Annotated in this window: 13 protein-coding genes; 9 read left to right on the forward strand and 4 right to left on the reverse strand. The window is 62.6% G+C overall.

The features are described from left to right. Nucleotides 1–3 precede the first annotated feature (3 nt). Nucleotides 4–981 carry a magnesium and cobalt transport protein CorA gene (locus AC1DXX_RS20600; RefSeq protein ID WP_478136068.1) on the forward strand — a complete coding sequence of 326 codons (978 nt, stop codon included), beginning with the start codon at nt 4–6 and terminating at the stop codon, nt 979–981. A 137-nt stretch (nt 982–1,118) separates the two neighbouring features. Here AC1DXX_RS20600 and AC1DXX_RS20605 read toward each other — a convergent pair whose 3' ends face one another. Both AC1DXX_RS20605 and AC1DXX_RS20610 read right to left on the reverse strand, forming a co-directional pair. Further along, nucleotides 1,119–1,970: a siderophore-interacting protein gene (locus AC1DXX_RS20605; RefSeq protein ID WP_478136069.1), complete on the reverse strand. Its 852-nt coding sequence runs from the start codon at nt 1,968–1,970 to the stop codon at nt 1,119–1,121. Between the two features lie 22 nt (nt 1,971–1,992). Beyond that, nucleotides 1,993–2,607, reverse strand: a complete 615-nt coding sequence (locus tag AC1DXX_RS20610; RefSeq protein ID WP_478136070.1) for a PadR family transcriptional regulator — start codon at nt 2,605–2,607, stop codon at nt 1,993–1,995. 412 nt (nt 2,608–3,019) lie between these two features. On the opposite strand from AC1DXX_RS20610, the gene AC1DXX_RS20615 reads away from it, so the two are divergent. From AC1DXX_RS20615 to AC1DXX_RS20625, 3 genes are all read left to right on the forward strand, one after another. Next, a complete protein-coding gene (locus AC1DXX_RS20615; RefSeq protein ID WP_478136071.1) occupies nt 3,020–3,289 on the forward strand; it encodes a hypothetical protein in 270 nt (89 codons plus the stop codon). A 355-nt stretch (nt 3,290–3,644) separates the two neighbouring features. After that, nucleotides 3,645–4,301 carry a hypothetical protein gene (locus AC1DXX_RS20620; RefSeq protein ID WP_478136072.1) on the forward strand — a complete coding sequence of 219 codons (657 nt, stop codon included), beginning with the start codon at nt 3,645–3,647 and terminating at the stop codon, nt 4,299–4,301. Nucleotides 4,302–4,403: 102 nt separating this feature from the next. After that, nucleotides 4,404–4,670 carry a GIY-YIG nuclease family protein gene (locus AC1DXX_RS20625; protein ID WP_478136073.1) on the forward strand — a complete coding sequence of 89 codons (267 nt, stop codon included), beginning with the start codon at nt 4,404–4,406 and terminating at the stop codon, nt 4,668–4,670. 109 nt (nt 4,671–4,779) lie between these two features. On the opposite strand, the gene AC1DXX_RS20630 is transcribed toward AC1DXX_RS20625, so the two are convergent. Next, complete coding sequence (locus tag AC1DXX_RS20630) at nt 4,780–5,196, reverse strand: ankyrin repeat domain-containing protein (protein WP_478136074.1); 417 nt, start codon at nt 5,194–5,196, stop codon at nt 4,780–4,782. A gap of 899 nt (nt 5,197–6,095) precedes the next feature. Here AC1DXX_RS20630 and AC1DXX_RS20635 point away from each other — a divergent pair. The 5 genes from AC1DXX_RS20635 (at nt 6,096) to AC1DXX_RS20655 (ending at nt 13,006) form a co-directional block, all read left to right on the forward strand. After that, nucleotides 6,096–7,184 (forward strand): RHS repeat domain-containing protein, encoded by a 1,089-nt coding sequence (locus AC1DXX_RS20635; protein WP_478136075.1) that lies wholly within the window; start codon nt 6,096–6,098, stop codon nt 7,182–7,184. Between the two features lie 34 nt (nt 7,185–7,218). Continuing rightward, nucleotides 7,219–7,902, forward strand: a complete 684-nt coding sequence (locus tag AC1DXX_RS20640; protein WP_478136076.1) for a tetratricopeptide repeat protein — start codon at nt 7,219–7,221, stop codon at nt 7,900–7,902. Between the two features lie 363 nt (nt 7,903–8,265). Further along, nucleotides 8,266–8,592, forward strand: coding sequence for a hypothetical protein (locus AC1DXX_RS20645; RefSeq protein WP_478136077.1), 327 nt, complete (start codon nt 8,266–8,268; stop codon nt 8,590–8,592). Nucleotides 8,593–8,779: 187 nt separating this feature from the next. After that, entirely contained in the window at nt 8,780–12,106 is a 3,327-nt protein-coding gene (locus tag AC1DXX_RS20650) for a bifunctional diguanylate cyclase/phosphodiesterase (RefSeq protein ID WP_478136078.1), read from the forward strand. A 72-nt stretch (nt 12,107–12,178) separates the two neighbouring features. Next, on the forward strand, nt 12,179–13,006 hold the full coding sequence (locus tag AC1DXX_RS20655; RefSeq protein WP_478136079.1) for a glycine-rich domain-containing protein: 828 nt from the start codon (nt 12,179–12,181) through the stop codon (nt 13,004–13,006). A gap of 80 nt (nt 13,007–13,086) precedes the next feature. On the opposite strand, the gene AC1DXX_RS20660 is transcribed toward AC1DXX_RS20655, so the two are convergent. Then, on the reverse strand, nt 13,087–13,936 hold an 850-nt coding region (locus tag AC1DXX_RS20660), incomplete at its 5' end, for an SLAC1 anion channel family protein (RefSeq protein WP_478136080.1).

Here is a 13,936-nt window from a genome sequence, read left to right on the forward strand (position 1 = left end):
CCGATGCTGATCAACTGCGTGGCCTATGAAAACGGCGCCAAGCTCGCCGACATTCCGGTCGAGGACATCAGCGAATACATCACCCGGCCGGGGTGCTTCGTCTGGGTGGCGCTGAGCGACGCCACGCCGGAAGAGCTGGCCGAGATGCAGCAGGAGTTCGGCCTGCATCCGCTGGCGGTGGAAGACGCCCACCACGGCCACCAGCGCCCGAAGGTGGAGGAATACGGCGACTCGCTCTTCGTCGTCATGCACCTGGTCGAGCCTTCGGCCGAAGGCGAACACTGCACGAACGTGGGCGAGGTCGATGTGTTCGTCGGCACGAACTACGTGCTGTCGGTGCGCAACCGCAGCAAGCAGGGCTTCCTCGGCGTGCGCGAGCGCTGCGAGCGCGAGCCGGAGCTGCTGCGCAACGGTGCGGGCTTCGTGCTGTATGCGCTGATGGATGCCGTGGTCGACCGCTACTTCCCGGTGATTGACGCGCTGGAGGTGGAGCTCGAATCCATCGAGCAGCAGATCTTCGGCCAGGGCGGGGCGGCGCGCGACAAGATCAAGCAGCTCTACGACCTCAAGCGGCGCAGCATGATCCTCAAGCGCGCGGTGGCGCCGCTGCTCGAGGCCGCCGGCAAGATGCACGGTGGCCGCGTGCCGCAGGTCTGCTTGAGCTCGCAGGAATACTTTCGCGACGTGGGCGACCACCTGGGGCGCATCAACGGCTCGATCGACGCCATGCGCGACACCATCGGCACCGCGATCCAGGTGAACCTCTCGATGGTGACCATCGAGGAAAGCGAAGTCACCAAGCGGCTCGCGGCCTGGGCCAGTATCTTTGCGGTGTGCACCGCCTTTGCCGGCATCTGGGGCATGAACTTCGAGCACATGCCCGAGCTGAAATTCCGCTACGGATATGCGGTGGCGCTGGCGCTGATCGCGAGCACCTGCAGCTACCTCTACTACCGGTTCAGGCGCGCCGGCTGGCTTTGAGCCTTTCTTTCTTTCTCCCTCCCCTTCCGGGGGAGGGCAGGGGTGGGGGCAGGCGGCGTATCAATCGCTAGCGGCTTTGCAAAGGCCGCGTGCCCCCATCCCAACCTTCCCCCGGGAGGGGAAGGAGCAAGACCAGATCACTCGTCGTGCGAGTCGTGCGAGTCGTGCGTAGCCACCGCGCCGCGCCGCCAGTAGCCCGAGGCCCGGGTCCACTTCGGGTTGGCGCCGCGCTCGCCCACCAGGTGCGCGCGCAGTGCCTTCGCAATCGCCGATTCGCACCCCACCCACGCATGGAAGTCGCCGGCCGGTAGCTTCATCGCCTTCAGCGCATCGAGCAGCACGGGGCTCAGGCCCGGCTCGGTGCCGCGGCGGTGCACCCACTGCAGCGTGAGCTCGGTCTGCGTCTCGAACGGAATCTGGTCGGCTTCGCTGTCGACCTCCGCCAGCACCATCACCCGCGCACCGGCCGGCAACTCGGCCAGGCGGCGGGCGATGGCGGGCAGGGCGGTGTCGTCGCCGATCAGCAGGTGCCAGTCGAACTCGGTCGGCACGATGAACGAGCCGCGCGGGCCGCCCAGGCCCAGCGTGTCGCCGGGCTTGGCCTGCTCGGCCCATTGCGTGGCGGGGCCGGCATCGTGCAGCGCGAAGTCGATCTCGAGCGTATTGGCCTTCGCGTCGTACCGGCGCGGCGTGTAGTCGCGCATGGTCGGCCGGCCGCTCGCGGGCCAGATGGGGCCGTCGGGTCCGGCGGTCGGCAGCGTGAGCTGGCCGGTCGCGGCATCGGGGAAAAAGATCTTCGAGTGGTCGTCGAAGCCCAGGCTCGTGAAGCCCGCGAGGTCGTCGCCCGTCAGCGTGATGCGGATCAGGTGCGGCGTCACGCGCTGTACGGTCTTCACCGTGAGCTGGCGAAAGCGAAGGTCGTGGCGCACGCGGCGCGGCGTGCGGTCTGGGGTGGTGGAAGAAGAAGCAGTGGTTGTGAAGTCGGTCATTTCAAAGAAAGAAAAAAGAAGTTCAGATGCGCTCTAGCTGTTGGGCGGCGCTGTCGAGCACCGCGGCGAAATCGTGGGCTTGTTGTTCGGTGAGGGGCGTGCCCGACAGGCGCATGCGCATGGCGAGCTTCAGGTTTTCGATTGCGCGCGTGACCTGCGGCGGGCGCCCGCCGCGCGGGCCGGCGCCGTCGACGCCGCCGCTCATGCGGGCCATCATGGCGTCGGCCGTGTCGCGGTTGGCGGCCAGAAACTCCTGGCCGCTGGCGGTGATGCTGTAGCGCTTGCGGCCGCCGGTGTCGGCCGTTTCCACGCTGAGGTACCCCATCTCTTCGAGCAGGGTAAGGGTGGGGTAGACCACGCCGGGGCTCGGTGCGTAGCTGCCGCCGAGGCGGTCTTCGATGGCCTTGATGAGCTCGTAGCCGTGGGCCGGCTTGTCGGCGATGAGCTGCAGCAGCACGAAGCGCAGGCCGCCATGGCCGAACACGCGCCCGCCGCCGCGACCGCCGCGGCCTCCGTGCATCCGCTCTTCCCCGCCGCCGCCGTGGCGGCCGCGACCGCCCGAGAGGCCGTCTTCGTGTTCGCCACGGGGGGCGTGGCAGTGGTGATCGTGGTGATGGCCGAAGTGGAAATGTCTCATGTCGATGTCCTTTGGATGTATGTCGGAATTATTTTAGATATATCTAAAAAAGTCAAACACCTCGGCGAATGAGAGGTCCGTCGCTCCCGACTGTCAGTGCTTTGTGTCCCGTCGCTGCGGTCTGGCAGATTCCCGCGCGATTCGAGAAATCCTCGACGAAATCTTTTCTTTTGCGCGGCTTCGCTTCTCTACAGTGAATGCCCCCACGACAAAACGGTCCGCCAGGTGGGCGACGAACACCGTGAAAGGAACAACCCCCGACGACGAATGAACCGCCTTGCCTCACGGCGGGCTGTCGATGCCTTCGTGCATCGAGGCGAACGTGAGGCACAAAAGACGACGGCCAGGGTGCGTGAACACCCTGACCGTCTGACCAAGTGACGTGCACAACTTTCGAAAAGGAGCACACCAAATGGCTAAACGAATTATGGCCGGGCGTTCTACGCCCAAATCTTCCCGCCGCATACGCGGCTCGATGCCTGCGACCCCGACAGGCGACGATGCAAGGGACTTACTCGAAACCAAACTGGCGCAGTTGAACTCGCTGCTGTGGTGCTGCTACGGCGATGGCAACGGGTGGTTTGAAGAAGCAGGGGAGAGGCACCGGGATCACATGCTCTGGATCGCTGCGGATTTGGCGCGGGAGGCGGAGATGCTGTTGCAGGAGAGTGCGTGGGGATAGGGCCTGGGGAGTATGCGTCCGGCCAGGTCACCCTGATAGACGGGCGGCCCGTGCAAAGTCGAGTTGTGTGAACGGCCCGACATTGGACCCGCCCGACAACGGGAATGCTCCGACACCGTGGCCGTCCCGGCTAGCCGTGCATCCGATCACGTGGGGGCTTCCGTAGTCTCGAAGGCTCTGGCACCGGAAATGCTTTCGGAGGCGGTGGCGCGCGGAGCTCCCACGCAGTAGGGGGACGGAGACGCACCCAGAACGTCAGGACATTTCTCCCAAACAAGTTAGGTGCAAACTCCCATTACTCGCGACCGACGACGATGGGATGCTCTAGACATAGCATTCGCCAGGAGTACGCATTATGGGAACGGCAACCACTAACGTCGACATCGACCAAGGTGCATTGGAGTTCGCGGCGATTCAGCTTCAAAGCTGCCTTGGTTCCCTGGCTGACCTGCCGGATGATTTGGCTAACACAGTCGCCAACATCTATTACCTGAATGCGTTGTTCCTAAAGGGCCATCCCCGCTATCTCGCGCCGTACCTTGATCCGAACGGGGCCAGCGACCACGCAGCCACTGTCGAACTGTCAAACAAGTCGACCGCAGATATGTACGCGGTTGGCGACTACGTTCAGTCGATCAGGCAGATGCAACGTGGCATGCAAGAGCTTGCCGGGCAGTCTCTCTCGAAGGCCGAAGCGATCTACGACTTCTGTGTAGTTGCAACGCTTGATACCCTCAAATGGGGTCTGAAGGAAGTGAATCGGAAAACCGCTGTTCGCCGGTCAATCGAACGCCGATTCGCGACCAGCCATGAGATCGAGGGCATGGTGGAGAGGCTGAATGCAGCGGGGTTCGAACTCGCAGCACGGTCACAGGGCTCGTCGGCGCCGGGAAAGATCATTATTGAATGCCCGTCCTGCCACCAGCGGCTGCGAGTCACAAGCGGTGCGAACTTGGTAGCGACGTGCCCAAAATGCCAGAAACAAATCGACGTGCCTGCCCGATGTGTTTAGCGCGAGGGGCTTGGACGTCAAAAAAAACCGTCTCTCGATGATCGAGTCCTGCGGCCAAATTGCGTTTGCCGTCATGTCAACCTTATTCGAGCCCCGGCCACCATGAACATCGACTTGCACTCTCTTCGAACCAGCGCGGTTCAACGCCTCGGCAATGTGTCGGGTGTCTACTTCCTCTTCGACGGCGACGAACTCGTTTACATCGGCCAAGGCTGGAACTGCTTGCTCCGCGTCGCCGAGCATACCCGGAAGGACTCAGACAAGACGTTCACGCACTGGAACTTCATCGAGATCCAGTCGGACACAGAACGGAAAGACGCTGCGAGGGATCTGCGAAGGATCCACTCCCCAAAGTACAACCGCGTCTGACCTCCCAGCAAGCAGCCGGCCCGCAGCCGCGAGGCTGCCCCAAGCCGCTTGCCTGTCTGCCGTTGGGAGATCCGTACCTCCGGCGAAGTCGTCTTGACCCGGTGGAAGATCAGGGCGGACTGTACTTGTGGATGAGAGCGGCAATTCTTTGCCCATCCTCGTCCTTGCGACGTTGCGCGCGCAAGCGAGCCGTCAGAGCCATCCATCCTGGAAGGTCCGGATCGGCACCTCGCCTGAGTAGCAGTTCCGCAATCTCAGGGTAGTCGCGCTGCGATGCTAGGCTAAGAGGCGTTTCGCCGATCATCTCTTCGTCGTGTGCGTTGACGTCGGCACCTTGATCGAGCAGCCACTCTGCCGCTTTGTAGTGCTCGCCCGTGACCGCGTAGTGCAGCGGCGCGTAGCCGAGATCGTCAAAGGCGTTAAGTTGGAACCCGCAGGTCAGCAATCGACGCATTTCAGGTAGGTCACCTTCGGCGGCAGCACGATGCAATCGTTCGTTCTCGAACCAGTTCTCATCCAGAGGCATGGCGCGCAGCCTAGCCTATCTGCGGGCCGACCTCCTTAGCTCTACCTCAACGAGACGAGACAGGTGCTGGTGTGGCTCATGTGGGGGGGAGCGTGGTCAGCACTCCATGCGGCCTAGGACCTGTTTCCTAGAGGGCACAGGGGGTTCCAGCCATGGGATGGTGGCATGTTTGGCGGCGTGCCAGGCCCCGCTCATATTGCGGGCGATGTACTTCCATCAAAGGCGACATACGATAAGGCGATAAGGAGGTCGAAAGAAATCCTCGACAGCTACAAGATGACTTGCCCTTGCTAGGAGTGGCCAATGTCGTTTACTTTTAAAACGCTTCTCTGCTCAAGCTTGACCGTGCTCGGCTGCTCACAAGCAGCGCATTCAAATGAAATTTGTAGCCGCGCCGCGCCCCCGCTGGACTCGGCCTTGAGTACGAGCCATGGATCTGTGGTTTTTATCTACCCACGCTCGATTGAGCATGGCTTCAGCGGTTGTCAAAAGATGTGGGGGTCGACTGGAGAACCGCTAGTAAAACTGAAGTTCGTGAACGGTGTACTTGTTCTTGCCGAATTTTTCGAGCAAGCCCGTACCGAAGCAGTCCTATCTTGCCAATACCGAGACGGAAAATTGGTCACTGATCTTGAGGATTGTCCTGCGTATGAAGATGGCGCCGCTGGCATGAAGACACTGCCTCTTGACGCGGAGCGCCGAATTATTCCGCCCATTCCTCAGGGCCGCGATCCTCGCAGGTAGAAAGGCCACCGAGATCCTCTCAATGCATCAACCGCGCGAGCAACGCCAGTGTCACCTACGGCTACAACGCCAACGGCGACCTCCTGAGCGATGGCCTGCGCAGCTACACCTACGACGCCGAAGGACGCCTGGCCGCCACCACCGGCGCCACCGACGTGAGCCCGACCACGCGCTACGCGCACAACGCGCTGGGCCAGCGCGTGTTCAAGACCGAGCCGCTGTACCCGCCCGGCCAGGGCGACGAAGCCGACCCGGGCTTCATGCAGAGCCTGATCGCGTTCTTCACCAAGCTGTGGAGCCCTGCCACGAACCAGGCCGAGCAGTTGGGCTATGCCTACGTCTACGACGAGCAGGGCACCCTGATCGCGGAAGCCGGCAGCGGCGGCACGAACAGCGCGGGCCAGGCGCAGTACCTCTACCTGTCCACGGCCAACGGGCCGATGCCGATTGCGGCGGTGATCGATGGCGCCACCTACGCGGTGCACAGCGATCACCTGAACACGCCGCGCAAGCTGACGAACTCAGATGGGCAGGCGGTCTGGCAGTGGGGCTACAGCGCGTTCGGGGAAGACAAGCCCACAACAGCAAAGAACCGCTTCGCCAATCTGGAGACGACGCCGAATCCGGGCACCACGAACATCTCCGAGGTGAAGTTCAACCTGCGGTATCCGGGGCAGTACTACGACCAGGAGAGCGACCTGTTCTACAACGGCTACCGCTCGTACGACTCTAGAGGCGGCACCTACATCCAGAACGATCCGATTGGGCTGCGTGGCGGCTGGAATCGCAGAAATTGCGCGAACTCCAACCCCTTGAGGTACATCGATCCCACGGGACTCTTTACCATGCCTGAATGCCAGTGGTCTGGAGTCGTGCTCATCTGCCGCTCCAGCCCCGCGCAATCTGCTGACCCGGACTTTCCTGTCCCGCCCGATTCAGGTTTGACACTGAGTGCACTTCTGAAACCAAAGAGTTCGGGGTTTCCATCGGCGGCCAACGACGAAAGCTTCGGCGGTGGGTGTCCACCAAATTGCGCTGCGCTGAAGGCGCAGCTAGACATCACCTACAAGGCTCTGACGCGGGTGATGGTGAACCCTCGGATTGGATTGGTGGTGCAATCTGCACTCCAGCTTCAGTTCTTTGTCCTTAAGAAGGCTTATGAGGCTGAATGTGGGCCGTACGATCCACCGCGTGCTCCGCCGGAGCCACCTCAGGATCTAATTCACGATGTGTACTCAAGGTAGGGTCCTTGTTATGTCGCCTCCACCTTTTGACCCCATGAAAGAGTTTGCGTTTCGACAGAACGGCTTCGTGTCGGAGATCGAGTCCATCGACTTAACAGTCATCCCAGCGGACTCTGAGGCTGCAAAAGAAACGCTTCGGATCTTTCTCAATGCAGCCTGTATCGGCAGCTTGTTTGCGATGAGTACTTGCGCAAGCTTCTATCGGGCAGGTTGGGGCACAACAATCGACCCCGCACAGGCCTTTACTTGGGCGGAGCGGGCGGCTGATGCGGGCTACCCACCAGGCCTATTTCAATTGGGTATTTGCTACGAGGCCGAAATTGGAGTTGCAAGGAATCTTGACCTTGCAATGGCATACCTAACGAGGGCTGCGAACGGGGGGTACTCGATGGCGGCACTGCACCTTGCGATTCACTATCACGCAGGAGATGTTTGGCCGTGTGAGCCGGATCAGGCTGTTCACTATGCAAGTCGTGCCTTCGAGTTGGGTGATCCTTTTGCGGGCTATCTCTTGGGGAATTGGTACGAAGAGGGCTCCAAGGTCTTACAAAGCGACTCAACCGCAATGCGTTGGTATCTCGCGGCAGCAAGCAAGGGAAGTTTGCTGGCGGCCAACCGACTGGCCCTCGTCTACTCTTATGGCCAGCTTGGCTTAGCACCTGACTACAAGCTAGCCCAACGATATTCAGAGCTAGGGCAGCAAGGCTCAACACCGTAGGAGTCGAGATGCCAGGATGAGGGATGCGCTCTGAATAGCCCCAGATTTTGTGGAGGCTCAACACTCTAAGAGGATCGAGCCTCCACAAAATCCGGGGCGATTCAGCTTGGCGCCATACCTGATCGCGAGCACGACGAACACGAGGGTGGCAAACAGTCCGATCACATCGGAAACGACTCGGGCGACAYCGAATGCGGTGTGCGCAAAGCGCCAGCCCAGTGCGAGGCCTGAGAGGCCCATCACGGCGGCGAACAGATTGACGGGAAGCCATCACGACCGTCCGCGCCATACTACTTTCGTCTGATGCGCCTCGCATCAGGCGCTGCTAAAAATGCACGGAATTCGTCAAAAGAGGGGCGAGGCATGGCACACCGATTCGTCAACTTGCGCGCGGACGGAAGTCCGGTCCATCTCTGCGAGGACAAGAAGAAAAAATTCCGCGAGGTGATCTGGGGCGACGACCTCAGGGTCAGGAAGGATCTCGGCGATGGATGGCTGGAGACCGACTGGGCGGTCCGCTCGCCGACGAAGCGGCGCACGCTCTACATCCGCAAGCTGCCTACGCTTGATCCATCTCAACACCGCCCGGTTCCGCGGCGCGCAACATTGTTTCCAGTCATTTGCAGGAGAAACCGCATGTCTCTCTTTCCCCCGAGTGCGAGGCTTTTATTTGCTTTTGTTAACACCTAAGTGTTAAGATTTGTAGTGAGCGAATCGTCCGCAGCATGCCCTCACTCTCACCGAGACAAATAGCGTGACGCCCTCGCATCGGCCGTATATATTGGGACAAAACGATACAACCTGCTGCGTTCTCTGCCGTGCTGCAAATGCTGTACACAGAGCCACCCGGCCTGTGCCAGCGACAGGATCAAATCCAATGTCATTGTCCGTCTGGGTCAGGATTCGCTTGCCGCTGGTGATTTTCGTGGCCGGCGCGGCGCTGTCGATCGCCCTCAGCGTCTCCGCCCGCCAGGAGATCGGGCGCAGTGCCCAAGCGCGCTTCGACGCAACCGCCTTCGATCTGGCACGCAAGGTCGAAGCCCGCTTCGACGACTACATTGCCGTCCTGATCGGCCTGCGTGCGCGATTCAACACCTCCGAGACCGTGACGCGAAGCGATTTCAGGGACTACGTCGCGGGGCTGAACCTGGCGAGCGCCTACCCTGGTTTCCAGGCCGTCACCTATGCGCCCCGCGTTGCGGCCAACGAAAAACAGGCCTTCGAGGAACTGGTCCGCGGTGATGCCAGCCTCGACGTTCGCGTTGCCTCCAGCTTCGCCATCAAGCCGCCCGGGGAGCGGGACACCTACTACCCGCTGATCTACATCGAACCGCAGGCCGGCAACGAGAGGCTGCTCGGCAACGACCTGGGCGCGATGCCCGACAGAGGAGACGCGCTCGAGCAGGGGCGCGACACCGGCGGGCTCGTCACGTCCGGCCGCAAGGTCCGCATCGCGGGTCGCGAGTCCGACATTGGCATGGCGATGCGGCTGCCGGTCTATCGCCCAAGACAACCGCTTGATACGGTCGAGCAGCGGCGCAGTGCCTACATCGGCTCGGTTGGCTCGGGCTTCAGCGTCGCAGGGATGTTGAGCGATGTGGTTGGCGCCAATGCCACGAGGACGTTCCGGTTGCGCTTGATCGATGCCGGGCCGAGTCAGGGGGCGATCGGGACACGCGTCGAGACCAGGTTCGTAACGACTACCCCATTCGGCGAACGGCAATTGCTGTTCGACAGCGCGGCCTTGGCGAAGCCCGCTGCCGCTGCACCGGCGCGCAGCCTCGAGCGGATGCTCGGCTTCGAGTTGGGCGGGCACTCCTGGCTTGTGGAAGTCGGTCAAGACGAAAACCAGGCCTTCGGCCCGCTCGACAGGGCCATCCCGTGGTTCATCGTCCTCGGCGGCCTGGCCACCAGCATGCTGCTTGCCGGCATCGTCTTTTCGTTGACCACCGCACGCAGCCGAGCCCAGGTCCTGGCGAACGAGATGACCCGCCACCTGCGCACCAGCGAACGGCAGTTGGAGGAGGCCCAGCACCTGGCAAGCCTGGGCAGCTGGATCCTCGATCCCGAAACCGGGGCCTTGCAATGCTCCGACGAAGCGCTGCGCATCCTGGGCTTCGAGACCGGCCCCTTGCAGCCGGACCTGCCCGCGCTGCTCTTGCGTGTTCCGGCCGCAGAACGCCCCGCGGTCGAACAGCAGATCGCACGGGCCTCCCGGTCCCTGGAACGCAGCGAATTCGAGCATCCTCTGTGCTTGCCCGATGGCACCGAACGCTGGCTCCATGTCATCGCGCAGTCGGCCGAAGAAGGCGGAAAGACGATGGTGCGCGGCACCGTGCGCGACGCCACGCGCCCGCGCAAGGATGCGTTGCGCCAGGAGCTCGAGTACAAGATCGCTCGGCTGCTTGCCGGCGATGGCGGGGCCGAGACGGTGATCACGCAAGCGCTGGAAGCCATATGCACCGACCTGCGCTGGGACTGCGGCGCGCTGTGGAGCGTCGGCGAGGACGGCGTGGTTCGCTGCGCCGCCGCCTGGCATGCCGACGAAACCCCCTCGGCGGTGCGGCAATTCGTCTGCGACAGCCGGTTGCTCGAATACCGGCCTGACGAAGGCTCGCTGGGTCGCGCCTGGGAAACCGGCGGCATCGTGCAAATCGACGCGCCGGCGGCTCCGAACGACTGTGCGCGCGATGTGCTGGCCGGCCAAGCCGGGCTGACTGTCGGCGTCATCGTGCCGATGGTCATTACCGGTTCGACCACGGCGCTGGAGTTCTTTGGCGCCAATCCGTACGCTGTCGACGCCGAGACGCTGGAGTCGCTGCGTGTGATCGCTTTGCAGATCGCCCAGTACAAGCAACGCAAGCTGGCTGAGAGAGGTCTTCGTTTCATGGCCAGTCACGACGAACTGACGGGGTTGTTCAACCGCTCCGCGCTGCAACACGAGCTTGCTCGCGCCATCAAGCGCAGCAACCGCCATCAGAAGCAGTTCGCGGTGATGTTCGTCGACCTGGATCGCTTCAAGCACATCAACGACACGCTGGGCCACGGTGCGGGCGACGAGATGATCAAGATCTGCGGCGAGCGCCTCACGGCGCTGCTGCGCGATGCCGATATCGTGGCGCGTTTCGGTGGCGATGAGTTCGTGCTGCTCCTGGAGAACCTGTCCAGCGCGAACGACGCCGCGGTGCTCGCCGAAAAAGTGCTGGCCTGTTGTGCCGAGCCTTTCGTCATCGCGGGGCGCGAGCTGCACGTCAGCGCCAGCGTCGGCGTGAGCGTCTACCCGGACAACGGCGGCGACGCCGAAGCGCTCTTGAAGAACGCCGACACGGCGATGTACCGGGCCAAGGAAAGAGGCCGCAACACCTACCGGTTCTACGCGGCGAAGATGAATGCGGAGAGCACCGAGCAGCTGATGCTGGAAAGCGCGCTGCGCCATGCCTTGGAACGTGGCGAGCTGGATATGCACTACCAGCCGAAGATGAATCTGCAGACCCAGCGCATCGTCGGTGTCGAGGCGCTGATGCGCTGGCGCCATCCGGTTCTGGGCATGATTCCGCCGGTGCAGTTCATTCCGATCGCCGAAGAGATCGGGCTGATCGTGCCCCTGGGCAAGTGGGCGCTGGAGAGGGCCTGCGCCGATTCGCGTTCGTGGCAGAAGTACGGTTTGCCGGAGGTGCTGGTGAGCGTCAATCTATCGCCGCGCCAATTCGAAAGCCGCACGCTCATCGCCGACATACGGGCCGCCCTGGAAACTTCGGGCCTGCAGCCGTCGCTGCTGGAGTTGGAAATTACCGAAGGCGCGGTGATGGCGAACCCCGAGCATGCGGCGGAATTGCTCCAGGCGATTCGAGACATGGGCGTCGGACTCGCCATCGACGATTTCGGAACGGGCTATTCCTCGCTCTCTTACTTGAAGCACTTCCCGCTGTCGACGGTCAAGATCGACCGCTCCTTCATCAACGACCTTTCGGAGGACGCCGATGCACGAGCGCTCATCGACGGCATCATCACCCTGGCCCACGGGTTGCGAATGAAGGTGGTGGCCGAGGGGATCGAGACCCCAGCCCAGCTCGAATACCTGCGCAGCCGCGGATGCGACGAGGCCCAGGGCTACTGGCTGTGCAAGCCCGTGCCTGCCGACGAGGCGCGAAATTTCATGGCGCGTCACCTGCGCAACCAATTTGTTCCATCGGTGGCGGCCTGACGGCCGACCCTTTGAAGCAACCGTCACCGGGCACGTTCGCTCGGACCTTCCCGTAACTTCACAGGAGCATTCATGATTCATTCCACCCAAAGCAAGACACTCGAGCAGACGATCGCCGCAATCGAGGGGCTCGACCTCACGCTGATCAAGTTCAAGGCCTGCCGCAAAGAGGACGGCTACGGCTGGTCGGCAGGCTACGCGGATCATATGGAGGTGGCCTACAAGCGCTACTTGATATTGCACGCCAAGCATCCCGAGATGACGCTCGCTCCCGAGCAGGACGTCGACCGCTTCTGGCACATRCACATCCTCGACACGAGAAAGTACGCAGCCGATTGCGAAACCACTTTCGGCTATTTCCTGCACCACTTTCCGTACCTCGGCCTGCGCGGCGAGGAAGACGCCGAGGCGCTGCAAGCGGCCTTCCTGGAGATGCAGCGCTTGTCCGCCGAGGAATTCGGCGAGCCGACGCCCGCGCCCCAGCGCGAGCTGGCCAAGGATGCGGCCGCATGGTGCTCGCTCGAGGCGGGCAAACCCGCAGCAGCATGGTGCTCGCTCGAGGCGGGCAAACCCGCAGCAGCATGGTGCTCGCTCGAGGCAGGCAAGCCTTCAGCAGCATGGTGTTCGCTCGAGGCAGGCAAGCCTTCAGCGGCGTGGTGTTCGCTCGAGGCGGGCAAACCTTCAGCAGCGTGGTGTTCGCTCGAGGCGGGCAAGCCTTCAGCAGCCTGGTGTTCGCTCGAGGCGGGCAAACCTTCAGCAGCGTGGTGTTCGCTCGAGGCCGGCAAACCTTCAGCAGCATGGTGTTCGCTCGAGGCCGGCACTGCGGCCGGTACTGCCTCCGCGGCAGGGCCCTCGGTGAAGCCCCGCGCGTCTGGGCTGGCAGCTTCGAGTTTGGCGTGAAGGGATGATGGATTGGCGGAGGGACGAGGCGGTGGGTCCGCCTCGTCCCCCTCGCCCTGCTGCAGACGAGTCAGCACCCCTCAACTCGCCAGCAACCGCCCATTGAAAAGAATGTGCAGCGTGCGCACCGTCAACACCAGCAGCGCCGCCGTAAGAGCCACCAGCAACCCACCCGCCAGCAGTTTCAACGGCAATGCGGGATGCACAGACGCGTACTTCAGCGCCGCATTGACGAGCGCCGCCAGCGGAAAGCTGATGGCCCACCAAGACGCCCCGAACGGCACGCTCCGCCGAAACACCTTCGGCGCGAGCACGACGAAGAGGAACAGCCCGAAATAGAGCAGCAGCCCCGCAAACTGATCGACTCGCCCGGTGAGGTTGGTGTAAGCCGTGAACCCAACCCCGAACGGCGCGACGAGGATCATCAGCGACGGCGCCATCGCGGGCGCGAGTGGCTCGTGCTGGATCAATCGCGTGCAGATCATCGTGAACATCACGAGCGCGAGCACCGAGCCCACGGCGACCGACAGCAGCAGCACCTCGCCGGCCCAGGCCATGGGCATGTGGTTGCCCGTGACCACGATGTCCAGCGCCGCGACGCCCGGAATGATCCAGGCAGGTACCGCATGCGCGGGGTGACCGTTGCCGCCCAGCAGGCGCGAGACGACGTGCAGGGCCAGCAGCAGCGTGAGGAYGGTACCGACCACCCAGAGCGCGTTACCCAACACGCTGTCGTAGTCGCCCAGCACGGCCGATTGCAGCAGCAGGGCAATGGCAATGGTGCCGAAGAAGTTGCCTGCGATCGGATGATTGAACTCCGCCCTGACGGCCGCCGTGTGCCGAAACAGCTTGGCGCCATATCCGACCGCGAGCACGACGAACACGAGGGTGGCAAACAGTCCGATCACATCGGAAACGACTCGGGCGACA

Source organism: Variovorax sp. P4_B10 (assembly GCF_056402375.1).

What these genes read in the sequence shown, in the direction of transcription:
- AC1DXX_RS20645 (WP_478136077.1), top strand. Translation starts at nt 8,266, where the DNA reads ATGGCACACCGATTCGTCAACTTGCGCGCGGACGGAAGTCCGGTCCAT.
- AC1DXX_RS20620 (WP_478136072.1), top strand. Translation starts at nt 3,645, where the DNA reads ATGGGAACGGCAACCACTAACGTCGACATCGACCAAGGTGCATTGGAG.
- AC1DXX_RS20650 (WP_478136078.1), top strand. Translation starts at nt 8,780, where the DNA reads ATGTCATTGTCCGTCTGGGTCAGGATTCGCTTGCCGCTGGTGATTTTC.
- AC1DXX_RS20625 (WP_478136073.1), top strand. Translation starts at nt 4,404, where the DNA reads ATGAACATCGACTTGCACTCTCTTCGAACCAGCGCGGTTCAACGCCTC.
- AC1DXX_RS20630 (WP_478136074.1), bottom strand. Translation starts at nt 5,196, where the DNA reads ATGCCTCTGGATGAGAACTGGTTCGAGAACGAACGATTGCATCGTGCT.
- AC1DXX_RS20640 (WP_478136076.1), top strand. Translation starts at nt 7,219, where the DNA reads ATGAAAGAGTTTGCGTTTCGACAGAACGGCTTCGTGTCGGAGATCGAG.
- AC1DXX_RS20615 (WP_478136071.1), top strand. Translation starts at nt 3,020, where the DNA reads ATGGCTAAACGAATTATGGCCGGGCGTTCTACGCCCAAATCTTCCCGC.
- AC1DXX_RS20600 (WP_478136068.1), top strand. Translation starts at nt 4, where the DNA reads ATGCTGATCAACTGCGTGGCCTATGAAAACGGCGCCAAGCTCGCCGAC.
- AC1DXX_RS20605 (WP_478136069.1), bottom strand. Translation starts at nt 1,970, where the DNA reads ATGACCGACTTCACAACCACTGCTTCTTCTTCCACCACCCCAGACCGC.
- AC1DXX_RS20610 (WP_478136070.1), bottom strand. Translation starts at nt 2,607, where the DNA reads ATGAGACATTTCCACTTCGGCCATCACCACGATCACCACTGCCACGCC.